The sequence below is a fragment of the Bacillus sp. ISL-77 genome (assembly GCF_018613105.1).
Genome location: NZ_JAGGQY010000039.1, coordinates 1 through 16,107 on the forward strand (window position 1 = coordinate 1; position 16,107 = coordinate 16,107).

Below are 16,107 nucleotides of genomic sequence, written 5' to 3' on the forward strand. Positions count from 1 at the left end.
AGTTCGGGCACTGTGATCCTCTCAGAGTGACCGTGACCGATACTTTTCGATGAGTTCGGGCACTGTGGTCCTCTCAGAGTGACCGTGACCGATATTTTTCGATGAGTTCGGGCACTGTGGTCCTCTCTTAGTTACTGTCCTCGGCTTTTTTCCTCCAGCACGGGCACTACAGACCCTGCCATCTATTAATCCTCTAGCCCAATCCCCGCAAGAAATGCCTTAATAATTATCATAAGACTTTCATTCAAATCCAATGACATCTTGAATCCGCCTTTTTGCTCTAGAGCAGAAAATCCGTGTAAAATACTACGTAAGCCCCGGACAGCATGCAAAGCACGCTCTCCTTCTAAATGATATGCCTGCAAAACGCGGACGGAAAGGTCAACGATTTTTGCCCCTGCTTGCTGCACATCCACATCTTCCGGGTCAGGGGCAAGTAAGGTAGCCTCATAAATCCCTGGGTGCTTTCGGGAAAAATCCACATAGGCCTGGCTAACCGCCAGCACAGCTTCGGTGCTTGACACCCCAATTGCTGCATTTGCCATCACTTCATAAAGCTTATCGATTCCGTAAATCGCCAATTTCTTTCTTAATCCAGTGAGTCCATCAAAATGATTATATAAAGAAGGAGAACGTATCCCCAGCTTCTTTGCTAAGTTGGCCAAGGTAACTTCCTGCACACCATGTTGGTCGGCAATCTCTCCTGCAGCTTCGATAATAATAGATATTTCGAGACCGATTTTTGGTCTTGGTGACATAATAATTACTCCCTATCCTATTTTTCGTTCCAGATTTTTGATTGCATGCTCCATTGAGTTAACAGGATTTATCACGATCTCTCCGTGGCCGACTGCAAGCAATTCAGGCCGATAACTCACTAATTTCCGGGCACTGGACAAGGCGGTTTCCTTACTCCACGTACCAAAAGCCGGGAATGGAAACCAAGCTCTAATATCCCCTGCAACAGCCATTCCACCTCGTGTTTGAAAGGAATCACCTGCTATCAACGCCTTGGTCCGCAAATCTAAAAATGACATGGAACCTGGTGTATGTCCTGGCGTTTCGATCGCTGTTAACGAACCAATCAGGTCGCCTTCCTTCAATAATAGATTGGCCCGCGTTTTTAATTTTTTCGGTACACCGCCTTTAATCGGGGTTTGTGCCTCCTGAGGATCAAGTGATCGATCGCCATTCATTAGTCTGTTGTCTCGCTTCGAAATATAAACCGGTACATCTGGCAGGATTTCTTTTATTGCATCCAACGCCCCGACATGGTCTTCATGCGCATGCGTCAACACAATTTTGGTGATCGGCCTTCCAATTGATTCAGCCGCCTTCATAATGCCTTTGGCACAAAAGCCAAGCGCTGCATCAATTAACGTTAACCCGTCCTCTTCCTCCACCAAATAGCAGTTGACCGGAAAAACATTCGCCATGAATGTAACTTGATACAAGTACCCATTTTTGATCATCCTCATAGTCTCACATCCCCTTAAACTAATATCATTAGTTTCATATTAACTAATACCATTAGTTTTATCAAGTTCTTTTTTGGAAAAAATTACAATCCTCTTATGAATTCATATATTCATCTTTTTTGCCAAAAGATACTAACATGACTAGCACTTAATTAAGTTGACACTTAATTAAGTGTGCGCTAAAATAACGATATGATTGAAAAAGTCCTTCATGCATTAGCAGAACCTAGACGTCGAGATATACTCTATCTCGTTCGTGATGGAGAAATGACCTCCAGCGCGATTGCCTCACATTTTGACATTTCAGCTCCAGCAGTTTCTCAGCATCTCAAAGTTCTCGAACAATCCGGCCTAGTTATAGTTCGGAGAGACGGAACGAAACGGTACTACGGTATTAGAAGGGACGGTTTTTCTGAATTAAAGCAGTATATTGACCGTTTTTGGGATGATAGTTTACTTCGTTTGAAAGAAGCTGCCGAAGAGGAAGAAAGGAGAAAAAATGAATCAGACCAATAATGAAATCATCACAAAAGAAATATTTATTGAAGCCCGCCCAGAAACATTATTTTCGTTCTTTACTGATGCGGACAAAATGGTTCGCTGGATGGGGAGACATATCCTGCTCGAACCAAAAATCGGTGGTAAATATCGAATTGATGTGAATGGCAGCGATATTGCCATGGGCGAATATGTAGAAATTGTTCCTTATGAAAAAATCGTCATGTCTTGGGGCTGGGAAAAATCAAAGCTCGTTCCACCTGGTTCAAGTAAGGTGGAATTCAAACTGACTCCGAAAGAAAATGGCACAAATTTAGTTTTAACTCATTATGACTTGCCAGTTGAAGAAGTCCCATCGCACCAACAAGGATGGTCACATTACATGCCCCGCATTAAAGATTTTGCAGAAGGCAACGATCCAGGTGTAGATCCATGGTCCGAAATGCCCATGCATTAATTTTTATATAAAATAAATAACCTTTTCTACTGAATAATATATTGGAGGAATAAAAAATGACTAAAACAATTCATCAAGAAGTAGTTTTCAATGCCAGCCCTGGACTTATATATGAAGCACTCACAGATTCGAAACAATTCAGCGAAATGACGGGAGGTGCACCTACAGAAATCAGTCCCGAAGCTGGCGGTACTTTTTCGTGTTTTGGCGGCATGATTCTTGGAAGAAACATTGAACTTGTTCCAGGTGTGCGAATAGTACAAGCTTGGCGAGTAGCGAACTGGCCAGAGGGTGTTTACTCTATTGCTAAGTTTGAGCTAAAAGAACAAGACTCAAAAACCCTTTTGGTTTTCGACCACATAGGTTTTCCTGAGGCTGAAGGAGAACATCTTGCAGCTGGATGGGGAGCGAATTACTGGAACCCTTTAGAAAAGTATTTAGGTTAATTCACACGCAGAATGACGTTAAAAATGCTTGGAGCATTTCCAAGCATTTTTCTTATTAAATAGGAAGTAATGGAGTTCAAGACTCTGTTAATAAAATGTTCACAACTTTTTTACGAATATGTGAAATAGTGAACAATTTACCCTTATTTCAAAATAAGTTTGGTATAGTAACAATGTAGTTAACGAACAAACAAATAAAATTTAATTAACAAAGGAGTGTTTCACATGGTAGTAAGTTGGTTAAGGGAAAACAAAGTTGCCGCTGGAATTTTAACTGTTCTTCGCTTATATATGGGGTATTCTTGGATAACAGCTGGGTTCCACAAATTATCAGGCGGTTTTGATGCTTCTGGCTATCTAAAAGGGGCAATCGCTAATCCAGTGAAAGGTCCAGACGGTGCGATGGTTTATGGCTGGTATGTTGATTTCTTAAAGCATTTCGCCTTACCAAACGTTGATATTTTTAACACGATCGTCCCACTAGGTGAATTCTTAATCGGACTTGGACTTATTCTTGGATGTTTAACAACTGCCGCCATGTTCTTTGGCCTTGTGATGAACTTTTCATTTTTCTTAGCAGGAACCGTATCACATATTCCAACAGATCTTTTCTTAGGAGCAATTATTCTTTTCTCAGGCTATAATGCGGGCCGCATCGGTCTTGACCGTTGGGTTATCCCATTCATTCGCAACACAGCATTTAAAGGGAATAAAACTGTAAAACATAATGTTTAATCCAAACAAAAAGCGACGCAGTCTTGGTCATCCTACCAGATTGCGTCGCTTTTTTTAATACTAAAAACTTTTATCTTCTTTTAAACTTTCTTTGTTCATATACCAATTGGTTAACTGTGTAAGGATGGCAAACATGAAAAAGAAATTCATAGCCCAGACATTAATGAACGGAGCCAACCCGCCAAATTCAATCGTTTCAAGGCCTTTTAGCTTCATCACAATCATCGACTCGATAAAAATAAGCACAAAACCAACAACACCAGCAATAGCCGCTCTAATCATATCGCTTCCCCCCAGAAATGATTATATATATATATGTAAGTTAAGAAAGTAGCATTTTTTGACAATTTCGTGAACATCTTCCCTCTATTATATTGCAAAAATGGGATTTACAACACCCTGAAAAATAAAAAAAGGCCCTCCCCTACATTTCAATGCATGTGGGTGTCAGGCACCATTCTTATCTTATTTTTTTAATAAATACTACCTTCAAGTAGTCCCCTTCTGGAAATTCTTTGACGGTTTTGAAATCGACGGGAAGTGAAAATTCTTCCAATTGTTTGTACCGGCTGCCAGATTCTTTAAAGGCAGCATCGATAAAGCTCTTGAATTTATCCATCCCAAAAGCGCTGCTGTTTGTGGATGCAACAATGGTTCCGTTGTCCGCAGTTATGGCAATCGCTTCGATTAGAAGATTCTTGTAGTCCTTTTCCGCACTAAAGACAAATTTCTTTGACCGGGCAAAGCTCGGCGGATCAAGGATGACCATATCAAACTTCAACTGTTTCTTGACTGCATATTTAAAGTACTTGAATACATCCTCAACAATAATTGCTTGTGTTTCATGGTCCACACCATTTACACTAAACTGCTCAATCGTTTTACTCTTACTCCGATTTGCCAGGTCTACACTTGTTGTTTTCGTTGCTCCTCCTAGAGCTGCAAACACGGAAAAAGCCCCCGTATAAGAGAAAGTATTTAAAACTGTCTTACCGTTTGCATACACATCTCGGATTGTGCGCCTTACATCCCGTTGGTCTAAAAACACCCCGACCATGGCGCTTTCATTTAAATATATTGCAAAGTTGACGCCATTTTCTTTGACAATAAGCGGGAACTGACCTCTTTCACCTGCGACAAAGTCATCTTCCTCGATGTATTGCCCTTTTTCATCAAAACGCTTTTTCTGATAAATCCCCTGGAATTCAACCAGTTCCTTTAAAGCTTGAATGATATAGTCTCGAAAATGATAGATACCCTTGCTGTACCAAGTTAATAAATAATAGCCAGCAAAGTAATCAATCGTCAAACCACCGATTCCATCGCCTTCACCATTAAACACTCGAAACGCGGTAGTTTCTGAACTTTGATAAAATGATTCTCTTTCCTTAATCGCTTCTTTTAGCATTTTCTCAAAAAAACGTTGATCAAAAGAGTCATTTTCTTTTCTGCTCAACACCCAGCCAAGACCCTTATTTTGTTTACCATAATAGCCTTTGGCAATAAATATATTTCTATCATCGACCAATTTAACAATGGACCCCTCTTCTACGAGGTCGTTCACATTTATAATGGCTTCCTTAGAAATAAGTGGATAGCCGCTTTTAAATTTATTTACAAACTTTGTTTTCACCTTAAGACTGACTTCTTTATTCATCGTGTCATCCCATCTGTTTTTTATCCTATAAAAATATTTTAGACAATATCTTGCCTTACAAATCAACTGGAGAGCAATAACGTTATCATAACATTAATTCTGCTTGTTCTAAAACAAAACCCGCCACTAATCCAGTAGCAGTTGTGATCATTATTCTTTTAATCCTTAAATGGGCGCAGGCCTTTATAAAATACACTGGTCTGTTGAAATCTTCACAACTTCCACACAACTTCACTATAAGTTCTACATATCTTTTTCTTATGATTATAAACAAGTTAATATGGAAATGGTTCAAACAACTCATTTCTTAAAACTTCCCATAATTTTGATTGGTGCTGACACCAATCTATTTTTTTTTGCCCTTTGGCCCATCTTCACAACTTCCACACAAGTTCCACCTAAGTTATGATAAAGGTAACTTAATTAGGAAATGGTTCGAAGAGCTCATTTCTTAAAACTTCCCATTTTGGATTGGTGCCTGACACCAATCTATTTTTTTTGCCCATAATAATGTCAGCCATCACATTATGTGACGGCTGACATTGGAAATAGTTAATGGCCTAGTTTACTCCCACTTGTGTCCAAGCAGTTTTAACGGCATTGTACTGTGTGCTGCTTGAGCCATACAAATCAGCTGCAGCTGCAAGAAGAGCCGCGCGTGCGTCGCTAAAATCACTTTGTGGAGCTAAATAAACTGTGAGTGCTCGATAGTAGATTTTTTCAGCAACAGCTGTACCCAGACTTGAAATCGTTAAATAGGCTGCTTTATTGGGAATCCCGCTGTTCGTGTGAACTCCTCCATTATCCGAAGTAGTATTCACGTAGCCGCTCATATTCTCCGGTTGTCCATAAAGACCAGGGTTTGAAAGACTGCGAAGAGCATCGCCAGCTTTATTCGGCGTGTACACATCCTCACCCATTAAGTAATCCCCTTTATCAAGGAATACTCCGAACGTATCAGAAATGGACTCATTTAATGCACCTGACTGATACTGATACTCTAACCCAGCTGTTCTTTCTGTTACTGCATGTGTTAATTCATGGGCTACGACATCAAGCGCACCCGACAATGAACGGAAGGTAATTCCATCCCCATCTCCATATACCATTTGCGAACCATTCCAGAACGCATTGTTGTAATTCCTGCCATAGTGGACGGTTGAGCGAAGAGTCGCTCCATTATTATCAAAACTGTTTCTATTAAACGTATTTTTATAATAATCATAGACGACACCCGCATAGTAGTGGGCATCTACATCGGCTCGCTGTGACGTTGCGTTAAAATTATTGTCAGGGTCAACAGAATAATTTCCAGGTAACCGGGATCTATTTACCGCCGTTCTTGTTTCTATGACACCCGTCATTGGCTTAGTAATATCATATAGATAGTAAGTACCGCTCGAATAGTAGGTGTTAAGAGTTTTTGTATCCCCTAGAACACCGACCCCAGTGCCATCAGCCACTGCATTATAGGAATTTATAATGTTACCATTAACGGCATCCACATAGACCACCCAGTTTGCAGGATATGGCTGAATAAATTGCAGATTTGTTTTGTAAGCCAGATTAAATTCATTACCATTTTTATAAACAACTAGTTCCGCCTTTTCAACGGTATCTTCTATTTTTTTGCCAGTAGGACCTGCTTCAGCATTCGTGATGGTTTCCTCTTTGGTTACTTTTATAGATTTCCAAGACTGCTCAAGGGCAGTTTCCTTGGATAGTTGTGCTTTCAGGGCCCCTTTGAAATAAGAAGATGCTTCTGGGAACACATCACCATTGACTGCTGTAACGATTCCATTTTTATCGGTATGGACCTTAAACTTCGCCCCATCCACTGGAATCCCCTGAATCGATTGAATAAAATTATAGTGAGTGCTGCCTAGCCCGTCCGTCTCAACATCGAGTAATGTTAAATCTTTAGCTGTATCTAACTGATAAAGTGCCTTATTTTCTTTTAAAAATTGCTTAATCCCATCTATGTCTTTATAAACTTTGGTCGATAGTTTCCCATGGACAAAAGATGGTACCGTTTGTCCTTTCTTCCAGTTGACCTTTGCATCCTTACCAAACTGCGACGCGTCTTTCTTAACCGTAACATTGTAAGGAATTGTCTCCGCCGCAGCAGTAATCGGTAGTACAGACCCCATCGTTAATCCCAAAGCTAGTACAAGTGAAGTTCTCTTTTTCATCTCCAACCGCCTCCTAATGATCTTTCTGTACGAATTTTCAAAATAATCATAACACGATGAATCTTTTAGGATAATTGGGAAAAAGTGTGGGACATGGTGTCAGGCACCAGCGAAAATACCATCTATTCTATTAAAAATCCAACGCTAAGTTCATTTTTGCGTTGGGAAAATTTATTCGATTATTTTTTGGAGGAATAAACGGGTGAAATCCTGATGGTCCAAAAGTTTCAATTTTTTATTAATAACTTCATAGGATCAAAAGGTAATTCATATGCAGTTTAAGTAAATAAGAAAAAAACCGACATTTAAAAAATGACGGTTTTCGAAAAAATAGTTGAATATAGTAACTTAAACTTAATCTCCTAGCCCTGAATGATTTTATCCCGATCATCTGCTTGAGGAGGTTCCTCCATCCACCCATGCTTGATCATAATCTTCGCTCCTGCTTCCGCATACAGAGAGATTTCCGGAATCAAAGCCGCATACTTTAGCGCAATATCCCTTCTTGGACTTGCAGCGATGGCCATCCCGTAATTTCCAATCCCTGCTGCAATCATTGATGAAATATTAAACATAATTAATTTATCTGAAAAAACAGGGACGGTTGAGTCGGTAACAGCTGAATCCCGACTCATTGGAGCGGGAAGATCCTCTTTTATTAAAATCTCACTAAATTGATTTGCATGTTGTTGCGCAATTTGCATTCCTCTTACCAAAAATTCTTTCACTTCTTGATCCTGTGCAATCTGTGCATACCCTGTTATTAGTGCCTTTCCAATCATATTTGTTTGGATATTTAAAAACAAATGCGTGACTTCTACAGAAGTAATCGGCCTCTTATGTCCGAAAAAGCCAGCTAAAAAATGATCCCTTTTCACAAAATCAACCTTGTCAGGTGTAGAAATGTAGGGAGGTCTGATATATGTACCTTGTTCCAACATGAGATCCCTTGTCAGATCCTGCAACTTAACCGCAGAATTTAATATACGTTTATGAAAATCGACGATATCTGCCTGTGTCACCAATCCTAATGCTGCACTACTTGCAGCCAGTGCAAGAATAGACATATTGCGAAAAAACATTAAAACAAAAGTGTCTGAAAATAGTTTTGGGGCTTTTGGATTTATATCTTGATCCGTAAAGCCAATCGGGACAGGGAAATTCTCCTTTTTAAACAGTTCCTGCATAATCGTTATGTTGCCCTTAGCTACATCCAGTGTAAATTCAATGATGGGACGTACTTCCTCGTCTTCCACCTTCTCTATAAAATAACTGGACACACAAACCGCAAGTGTGTCACTCAAATATTGGCTCCATAATGTTGACATTTCGGCAGCCGTTAATCGAATTTTTATTTTATCTTCCATAGAATCTCCTCAGTTCTTTCATATAAATTCGGATTATAAATACCATTTGGTATTAGAATCCACAATAAGAGAACATTTATTATACATATACAGGATTTAACAGAATTTTTATCCCTCTTTCCTTCAATTGCGGTTTCTTAAACTATTAACGATCCAACACTTTAATGATGTGGAAAATTTACTTCGGGAAACAATGGGTAAAGATCTTCGCCTTTCAGGTTTTTTTTTGCAAATGCAAATGGAGACTTATTAATTAGCACGAATACAAATTCAAAAAATGTCAATGTAAGCGATCAACCTTATTTTCAGCAAGCTATCAAGACTAAAAAATCGTAGGCTTCCACTACTTTTTTTTTGTGGCAGAAAGAAGCAGATGGCACTGGCGATTTTTTGCATAAAAAAGCTGCTCTAAAAAACAGAGCAGCTTTAAAACTTATACTTCCTCACTCTTTTTCAATATACTAACCGAACGCTTGAAGAGTGGAATGAGGATAATTACACCCACTATAAAGAGTAGGGCTGACGCTTCGTACATCGCGACAAGCGAAGTTGTTTTCTTCAGCCATCCGCTCGCACTCATGGTAATGACCATGGTCCCCATAAACATCGGGTTTAAAATGCCATTGACTCGACCAATAAAAGCTTCATCTGTATTTTTCAAAATCATCGTATTAATTCCAATGTGAATACAGGGCATAAACAAGCCGCTAATAAATTGCGCGGTCAATGTCAGCCATAACTGCTCTGAAAGCCCCATTACAAAAAATCCAATAGCACTTGCGCTCATTCCAATTGCAAGCAAGATTTGCGGAGGAGTCTTTTTCGCTAACCCCATCGTGAGACCTCCACCTAAAATCATCCCTGCTCCAAACGCTGCCATCAACCATTGCAGCATCTCTTTAGGTAAACCAAGTTGTTCCGTAATGAGGAAAACGGAAAGTGGCTGCGTTAGCCCCAGTCCTAAACCTGCTGCTGCAAAACAGCCACCCAGCAAAGTCAGTGCCCGGCTGTTCCAAACATAACGGAAGCCTTCCTTCATTTCCTCCATAAGTGTGGTTTTTACAGCATTTTCTTCGCTTTCCCGGTCAGGAGGAAGCATAAATAGAATCGCTGCCGATAGCATAAAGGCAATACCCATAATGGCAATCGCTGCACTAATGCCGTAATGCTGGTAAACAAACGTACCGATAATCGGCCCTAAAATCATAAACAAAGCAAACACCGTTTGGTACATCGACATACCCGTTTGAATAAGTTCTTCCTTTACATGAAGCTTGAACAGTTTCATTCCAGAAGGCTGTGAAAACTGTGAAAGAATCGATGATACAAGTGTGGCGAAGAAAATAACTTTCCAGCCCCCAAATACTAGTGTTAATAATACAATAAAGATAGACAGCGCGCTGAGGAAGTCACACCATATCATTGTCCGTTTCGGACGCCATCTGTCAGCAAAGGTGCCACCAATAAAGGAAAATAGAAAAATAGGCGCGAATTCTGCAACAGAAATAAGCGATACCGCAACCGGATCTTCATTTGTCTGCTCAATAACAAATAACAATATGGAGTAGTTACGTACCCAAATACCAATTTGTAAAAATAATGTCGAGAGTAAGATGGTGCGTATCACTCGATTTCTAAATAAGTCCCCCATGGTAATGTTTGATTTTGTTTCTTCCATAAAAAAACCTCCTTATCCATTTATCTGGACAGGAGGTACTTTACAACAAAAGGGCACAGTACACCAAGTACCTTAAACTCCCTTTTGTCTATAAAAGCCCGCACTAACCCTATCCAGAAATATGTTCGTATGATGATCCGAATTTTTTCTTTTAATAGGTTTAGTGAATCATTGGCTTTATGGTCACCCTTTCGAATATCGTAGTTTACATACTACTTTATTCTACTCTAAGAATCAAGAGCGAAATTTGTCATAATATGTATATCAATGAAATTCACCTAAACCTAAAGCTTAAAAATCTTTACTAATGCTTTCATAGACTCGGGACTGCATAACTGCGCAAAATGGTTTTTCAGCTCATGTTTTGCTTCGTCCATTTCTATTTTTCTTTGATCCACGTGGTTATTTTTTGACCAAAAGGCAAGTGTTTCGAAGGATGTACTGCTCCAGCCGTTTTTCTCGCCCGAAACGTTCGTTTTCTCCTTTGTCCCTGAAACAACAATATCCATAGACCCCTGTAATTCCAACAATGCGTTATCAAACGCCTTTTTCTTTTCTTTGTCTTTCATACCTGCTTTGGCTCTTAATACTCTTGTGTCTATGCCTTCTTCCTCACTAATCAAAGTAAATAATTCTAAGGCTTCTCTAGAAACAAGACCGTCATTGTAACGTTTAGCCACTGAATACTGTGACCCCAATATCGCACTTACTAATGGGAGGAACTCACGGGAGATTAAAACTGATTTCTTCTTAACAAACTTTCCGTAGGCTGCCACACCATCAACAGGGAACTGCGCCCTCCATAACCATGGGTCAAATTCTGAACCCGAATACCAATGTTCTTTGGATGTAATGCTATCAAGCGAAGGATAGTGAGGAATTAGCGGCGACAATGGAAGAAAACCAACTTCCTTAACGACCTTGACTGCTTCCTCATATGTACTAATTTTATAATCTATCAAACACACCAATCTCCCTCTAATCCGATTTTCTCTTTAATTCCCTATTAGTTTAGGTAAATCCTACACATTCTAAACTCATAGGAACCATAAAAAAATGATATAATACTAACCATTAATTATATCGTGCAAATAGTATTATCGGAGGTTTGCTAGGAATGTCAACAACAAATAGGTTTTTAGGAGAAAAAGCACTGGTTATCGGCGGAAGCATTGCCGGTTTGCTCGCAGCGCGGATTTTGTCCGATTTCTTCAAAGAAGTGTTAATTTTAGAGAAGGACCATATGAATGAAAAGGATTTTACTAGAACCGGAGTGCCACAAGGGGCACATGGTCACGCCCTTTTGAAAAGTGGCGAGGAGATATTAAATGACCTTTTTCCAGGGATTGTGGATGAACTTATCGCAGATGGATCAGTAAAATCTGATTTTGCGAGTGAACTGGCCTGGAATCATCATGGATGCTGGAAGGTGAAATATCAAGCCGGCATGTCAATTATCCAGCAAAGCAGACCATTCCTTGAATGGCATATCCATCGCAGACTAGAGATGATTCCGAATATAAACTTTTTATATGGTGCTAAAGTGAAAAAGTTACTGATCAGTAGTGAATCTACCAGTATCGTAGGAGTAGAGATTCAAAATGATGGAGAAGCAGCCATTTCACTTAAGGCTGATTTGGTTGTTGACGCTACAGGTGCTAGGTCAAGTTTATCTAATTGGCTCAGACAATTAGGTTTCGATGCCCCCCAAAAAACCGAAGTAAAAGTCAACCTTTTCTATGCCAGCCGAATCTACAGCTCCCTTTCCTCCATAAATAATGACTGGGGGAGTTTGTTGGTTTATCCCAATCCTCCAAAACAAACCCATGGAGGAGGGATTTTCCCGATTGAAAATCAGCGGTGGATGGTGACTTTACTTGGGTATGGAGTGGAATCGCCACCAAGTACAGAAGAGGAATTCATTAAGTATGCCAAAAGTCTTGAACAAGCCGATGTATATGAGGCAATTAAAAATGGAACACCTGATACGGATGTCAGCGTTTACCGCTTCCCTGCATTACGACGTTTTCATTATGATAAGTTACAACGGTTCCCAAATGGACTAATTGTTATCGGGGATGCCTTTTGCCGTATTGATCCTGTATTTGGTCAGGGAATGAGCATTGCTGCACTTGAGGCGATTGCTCTGAAAAAGGAACTTCAAAAAGCGTTACATAAAAATAAACTTACGCAAATATCGAATAATGCTCATCGAAGCTTCAGTAAAATCATAGATGTCCCATGGTTAATCGCTTTAACTGAAGACTTTCGCTTCACCCATACCGACGGTGCAAAACCGTTTGGACTGCCATTACTGAAGTGGTATGTAAAACGAGTGATTTTAGCCTGTGAAAGCAATCAAAATGTATATGGAAAGCTTATCAATGTACTTCAACTGAAAGCCCATCCGATTAGCTTATTCTCACCTTCCACGTTAAAAGCAGTCCTATTCCAAGTTAAGCGGTAAACTTAAAAGACATGATAAATTAAAAGGTGTCAGGCACCGTTCGTGGACATTTGTCTACGAGTGGTGCCTGACACCTTTTTAGAATGGCTTGAAAATCATCAGGGCGATGATGATGAGAAAGATCACATTTTCAAGGTTTTCAAATCGAAAAAGAACTTTTGATAAACTCCAATATTCTTCGGGAATTTCTTCTCCTTTGTGCGACGCTAAAAGGGCTTTAACTGGTTTTGACCTAGGTGATAAAACGAGAGGTCCAATTGCTAGCGCAGCCAAAAAGAGAAAGAGACTGGTTACATACCATCCCATCCGAAACAGGCTCGGATTAATGAACCCCATGCTCAACCCTGTGATTAATAAAAGCGTGCCGCCGACCATTACAAATATATGTAACTTATGTCTAATCCTATATGAATGTCTTAATTCGGTCATGTTCTTCCCAGATTTGACCACTGTCGTTAATATGAAACCTGGACCCATCCCCAAGATGGCTGAAAAAATATGTATACATACAAGGATTTTATAGAAAGTAATCAATTGCTGCCAACCTCCATTCGCTCCCATCCCCATTTTATCATATTCTTATTTAATATATTAAAGTGAAATATAGTAGTTTTTGTAGCTACCATTGAATAAACATATTTTTAAAGTTAACCCTATTTACATACAATAAAGATACAAAGGAGCATAACCGTGAAACCTTATGAAATATTTAATATGATTATTGATGAGGAAGCTTATGACCAAGAAGAAGTGACAGCTGATTTTACATACGAAGACCAAGATTATAGTATTACCTTTAAAAAAGAGGACTTTGAAGTTGTTAATGCCTGGGTTTTTAAGAATGGGACATCCCTGCCTGCGAATTTATCCGAGAATATTATCGAACTGATAAGAGAGGATGTTAAAAACAGAATTTAGTTTTTATGATTAAAGGTATAGTAACCACGAAAGGTCATCAGAAGTCTACTCTGATGACCTTAGTTTATGCTACTAGTTAAGCGGATGATGGGGGTCATCCAGTTTCTTGATTACTTTTTAATTGAGCGAAAATTTTTTGATAGGCTGAAGCCTCTTTTACCATCCCTTTAGATTGATACATTTTACTGATTTTTCGTACGGGAGAAGGATTTTGCGGCTGCAGCTCCATTTCCCAGAAGAAGCAATCGATTGCTTGATCGAATTGTTTAAACTCCGCATAATAATCACCCAATTCCATCATCCGATCGGGATCCTCTAATAAATTTACCATTTCACTAATTTTTCTAATCACATCTAAATCTGGGATTACCTTTTGAATAGGGATAAGTTTTTCATGAACAGTTTTAAGATCATGCTCCTTAAGAAGGATTTCAGCAAATTTAAAGACCATTTCTTCAAATTGTTTCGTCTTCTCTTCGTGGGAAAGATGCTGCAATAACATAATGAATTGATCAAAATGTGCAATCACAAATATTGGGTCGGAATGCTCCCAGATTAAAAGAAGAATGGCATCGTAGGAGGCGGGCATGTCATCGATAAAATCTAATATGCATAAGGCAGCTTTCTCATAATTACCATCTTTAAGCATTTTTTTGATAATAGATTTTGAATCATGCAGCACATGAAACGGATTGATGTTGAGTTGAGCCAATATCAGCATCCATTCTTCCATCGTCACATAACGTAACGCAATACTCGTATACTTTTCAATCAATTTAGTCTCTTTGTATTTCCCTGTATTTTCCAACCACAACAATAACTCAACTAAATCGTCTTGTTTACTCACTATTTCTTCTAATAAAATTCGTTCATCTGGATTGGTTCGATTTTTGAAGCAATGTAATTCAACATATAGAGGGTCCTTCATTTGGATTACAGGTAAACTCGAGGAATGGTAAAAATGGTTGTTTGAACTAAATTCGAGAGAGGACAAACGATCTTGTGCAGATTTTAATGTCGGTTCAAACTCACATAACATTTGAATGATTTGAAAGGATTTCATAAATTTCCCGCTTCTTCTAAAGTGGAAGAACACTTTGTCGATAATCTTAATAAGCTGTTCTTTTTGAAAAAACGAGTCAAGTGTTGTCAGAATGTAGACCATTTCCTGAAGTGAATAATGGATTTGCAACTGAGAAAATAGGTTATTTTTATTCGGAATAGTGATGTTTACGTGGGGAATTAATACACTTAAGAGCGGATGCGGGGATTCAATAATGATACCTTCATGAAATGCCTTATCTATAAATGTTCCTTCTTCAATCTGATCAAGCTTCTCCCCATATATAAGGGCATTTTTATAATAAATAAGATAATATCTTTCCTGGTCAGCAGTCATAACCTCAATTACTTTGCTTCGTGCAAATACGGCTGTCCTTATAGCATTTCCTTTTACCATATGTTTTTTATCTTTAATGGAAATTTCGGTTGGCAACATTTCTTTCTTATTCATATCACTTTTGCCCCCTATCATAATATACACATATTAAAATCATTTACTCTCGTGACTTTATTATAACATAATTGAAAAAAAGAGTTCCTTTACCAAGGTCCTCTCCTTCCGATTCGAGTCTTATCGACATTATTTTTTAAAAAGCAGATTTACTTCAACGTCTAATTCCTTTAGTAATGGGAACGATGACATGTGACCGAGACTGTCAACAATATTTGTGTAGTACCACGCTTGCAGTTCTTTGCCGGCGTTAAAAATGTTCCACACAGCATCCCCCAGCTGATCATAATCCTTTACTATGGAGCGAATGTTATGTAATTTATCCGCACAGGCAACGACACGAATTTCCTCTGATGCTGTCTTTAAAAACTCAATAGTATGTTCCTTCCGCTCCTTCCAGGGGAGTGATTTATTGGGTTCAGAACATCCTTCCACAATCCTAGCAATTCTTGGTCCAAATTCCCGCTCAATGTCTTTCAAAGTAAGTTCTGTATCTTCAACCGTATCATGCAAAATTGCCGCTGCGATGATGTCATCATCGTACCCTGCTTTCATTAACATCATTCCGACGGTAACTGGGTGCGTGATATAAGGGATGTCGGTATTCTTTCTGCATTGGTTTCGATGACTTTTACTCGCTATCTGCAGCGCTTTTTCAACTATATTCATTTCTAGGACCTTCCTTTTCACGTTAATTAATA

The 16,107-nt window shown here is 39.1% G+C and carries 17 protein-coding genes; 6 read left to right on the forward strand and 11 right to left on the reverse strand.

Annotation, left to right across the window (positions count from 1 at the left end):
- Positions 1-185: 185 nt before the first annotated feature.
- Positions 186-758, reverse strand: a complete 573-nt coding sequence (locus tag J7E77_RS16260) for a TetR/AcrR family transcriptional regulator (protein WP_214715725.1) — start codon at positions 756-758, stop codon at positions 186-188.
- A gap of 12 nt (positions 759-770) precedes the next feature.
- The gene (locus J7E77_RS16265; protein WP_214715726.1) at positions 771-1,478 is read right to left on the reverse strand and encodes an MBL fold metallo-hydrolase; all 708 of its coding nucleotides are present in this window, start codon (positions 1,476-1,478) and stop codon (positions 771-773) included.
- Between the two features lie 192 nt (positions 1,479-1,670).
- Between J7E77_RS16265 and J7E77_RS16270 the strand changes: the two genes are divergently transcribed.
- From J7E77_RS16270 to J7E77_RS16285, 4 genes are all read left to right on the forward strand, one after another.
- Positions 1,671-1,994, forward strand: a complete 324-nt coding sequence (locus J7E77_RS16270; protein ID WP_210427106.1) for an ArsR/SmtB family transcription factor — start codon at positions 1,671-1,673, stop codon at positions 1,992-1,994.
- Positions 1,978-2,433, forward strand: a complete 456-nt coding sequence (locus tag J7E77_RS16275; RefSeq protein ID WP_214715727.1) for an SRPBCC family protein — start codon at positions 1,978-1,980, stop codon at positions 2,431-2,433. Before J7E77_RS16270 ends, J7E77_RS16275 begins: the two co-directional genes overlap by 17 nt.
- Positions 2,434-2,489: 56 nt before the next feature.
- The gene (locus J7E77_RS16280) at positions 2,490-2,879 is read left to right on the forward strand and encodes an SRPBCC family protein (RefSeq protein WP_168242051.1); all 390 of its coding nucleotides are present in this window, start codon (positions 2,490-2,492) and stop codon (positions 2,877-2,879) included.
- Positions 2,880-3,104: 225 nt separating this feature from the next.
- Positions 3,105-3,614 carry a DoxX family membrane protein gene (locus tag J7E77_RS16285; protein WP_214715728.1) on the forward strand — a complete coding sequence of 170 codons (510 nt, stop codon included), beginning with the start codon at positions 3,105-3,107 and terminating at the stop codon, positions 3,612-3,614.
- 60 nt (positions 3,615-3,674) lie between these two features.
- Here the strand turns inward: J7E77_RS16285 and J7E77_RS16290 are convergent, their stop codons facing one another.
- From J7E77_RS16290 to J7E77_RS16315, 6 genes are all read right to left on the reverse strand, one after another.
- Positions 3,675-3,896 carry a hypothetical protein gene (locus J7E77_RS16290; RefSeq protein ID WP_214715729.1) on the reverse strand — a complete coding sequence of 74 codons (222 nt, stop codon included), beginning with the start codon at positions 3,894-3,896 and terminating at the stop codon, positions 3,675-3,677.
- Between the two features lie 178 nt (positions 3,897-4,074).
- A complete protein-coding gene (locus J7E77_RS16295; protein WP_214715730.1) occupies positions 4,075-5,271 on the reverse strand; it encodes a class I SAM-dependent rRNA methyltransferase in 1,197 nt (398 codons plus the stop codon).
- A gap of 560 nt (positions 5,272-5,831) precedes the next feature.
- On the reverse strand, positions 5,832-7,463 hold the full coding sequence (locus tag J7E77_RS16300) for a M4 family metallopeptidase (RefSeq protein WP_214715731.1): 1,632 nt from the start codon (positions 7,461-7,463) through the stop codon (positions 5,832-5,834).
- A gap of 362 nt (positions 7,464-7,825) precedes the next feature.
- Positions 7,826-8,830: a DUF3231 family protein gene (locus tag J7E77_RS16305; RefSeq protein ID WP_214715732.1), complete on the reverse strand. Its 1,005-nt coding sequence runs from the start codon at positions 8,828-8,830 to the stop codon at positions 7,826-7,828.
- A 433-nt stretch (positions 8,831-9,263) separates the two neighbouring features.
- The gene (locus tag J7E77_RS16310; protein ID WP_214715734.1) at positions 9,264-10,508 is read right to left on the reverse strand and encodes an MFS transporter; all 1,245 of its coding nucleotides are present in this window, start codon (positions 10,506-10,508) and stop codon (positions 9,264-9,266) included.
- Between the two features lie 284 nt (positions 10,509-10,792).
- Positions 10,793-11,470: an AlkZ-related protein gene (locus tag J7E77_RS16315; protein WP_214715735.1), complete on the reverse strand. Its 678-nt coding sequence runs from the start codon at positions 11,468-11,470 to the stop codon at positions 10,793-10,795.
- Between the two features lie 155 nt (positions 11,471-11,625).
- On the opposite strand from J7E77_RS16315, the gene J7E77_RS16320 reads away from it, so the two are divergent.
- Positions 11,626-12,975: an FAD-dependent oxidoreductase gene (locus J7E77_RS16320; RefSeq protein WP_214715736.1), complete on the forward strand. Its 1,350-nt coding sequence runs from the start codon at positions 11,626-11,628 to the stop codon at positions 12,973-12,975.
- Positions 12,976-13,053: 78 nt separating this feature from the next.
- Here the strand turns inward: J7E77_RS16320 and J7E77_RS16325 are convergent, their stop codons facing one another.
- A complete protein-coding gene (locus J7E77_RS16325; RefSeq protein WP_214715737.1) occupies positions 13,054-13,509 on the reverse strand; it encodes a DUF2269 family protein in 456 nt (151 codons plus the stop codon).
- 156 nt (positions 13,510-13,665) lie between these two features.
- Here J7E77_RS16325 and J7E77_RS16330 point away from each other — a divergent pair, with 156 nt between their 5' ends.
- Complete coding sequence (locus tag J7E77_RS16330; RefSeq protein WP_214715738.1) at positions 13,666-13,893, forward strand: hypothetical protein; 228 nt, start codon at positions 13,666-13,668, stop codon at positions 13,891-13,893.
- Positions 13,894-13,987: 94 nt separating this feature from the next.
- Here J7E77_RS16330 and J7E77_RS16335 read toward each other — a convergent pair whose 3' ends face one another.
- Positions 13,988-15,406: a tetratricopeptide repeat protein gene (locus J7E77_RS16335; RefSeq protein WP_214715739.1), complete on the reverse strand. Its 1,419-nt coding sequence runs from the start codon at positions 15,404-15,406 to the stop codon at positions 13,988-13,990.
- 129 nt (positions 15,407-15,535) lie between these two features.
- Positions 15,536-16,075, reverse strand: a complete 540-nt coding sequence (locus J7E77_RS16340; RefSeq protein ID WP_214715741.1) for an HD domain-containing protein — start codon at positions 16,073-16,075, stop codon at positions 15,536-15,538.
- Between the last annotated feature and the right edge of the window lie 32 nt (positions 16,076-16,107).

Bases quoted from the DNA above. Each gene is read 5' to 3' on its own strand.
- J7E77_RS16310 (WP_214715734.1), bottom strand. From the start codon at position 10,508: ATGGAAGAAACAAAATCAAACATTACCATGGGGGACTTATTTAGAAAT.
- J7E77_RS16340 (WP_214715741.1), bottom strand. From the start codon at position 16,075: ATGAATATAGTTGAAAAAGCGCTGCAGATAGCGAGTAAAAGTCATCGA.
- J7E77_RS16270 (WP_210427106.1), top strand. From the start codon at position 1,671: ATGATTGAAAAAGTCCTTCATGCATTAGCAGAACCTAGACGTCGAGAT.
- J7E77_RS16265 (WP_214715726.1), bottom strand. From the start codon at position 1,478: ATGAGGATGATCAAAAATGGGTACTTGTATCAAGTTACATTCATGGCG.
- J7E77_RS16275 (WP_214715727.1), top strand. From the start codon at position 1,978: ATGAATCAGACCAATAATGAAATCATCACAAAAGAAATATTTATTGAA.
- J7E77_RS16290 (WP_214715729.1), bottom strand. From the start codon at position 3,896: ATGATTAGAGCGGCTATTGCTGGTGTTGTTGGTTTTGTGCTTATTTTT.
- J7E77_RS16295 (WP_214715730.1), bottom strand. From the start codon at position 5,271: ATGAATAAAGAAGTCAGTCTTAAGGTGAAAACAAAGTTTGTAAATAAA.
- J7E77_RS16320 (WP_214715736.1), top strand. From the start codon at position 11,626: ATGTCAACAACAAATAGGTTTTTAGGAGAAAAAGCACTGGTTATCGGC.
- J7E77_RS16300 (WP_214715731.1), bottom strand. From the start codon at position 7,463: ATGAAAAAGAGAACTTCACTTGTACTAGCTTTGGGATTAACGATGGGG.
- J7E77_RS16260 (WP_214715725.1), bottom strand. From the start codon at position 758: ATGTCACCAAGACCAAAAATCGGTCTCGAAATATCTATTATTATCGAA.
- J7E77_RS16280 (WP_168242051.1), top strand. From the start codon at position 2,490: ATGACTAAAACAATTCATCAAGAAGTAGTTTTCAATGCCAGCCCTGGA.
- J7E77_RS16305 (WP_214715732.1), bottom strand. From the start codon at position 8,830: ATGGAAGATAAAATAAAAATTCGATTAACGGCTGCCGAAATGTCAACA.
- J7E77_RS16285 (WP_214715728.1), top strand. From the start codon at position 3,105: ATGGTAGTAAGTTGGTTAAGGGAAAACAAAGTTGCCGCTGGAATTTTA.
- J7E77_RS16335 (WP_214715739.1), bottom strand. From the start codon at position 15,406: ATGAATAAGAAAGAAATGTTGCCAACCGAAATTTCCATTAAAGATAAA.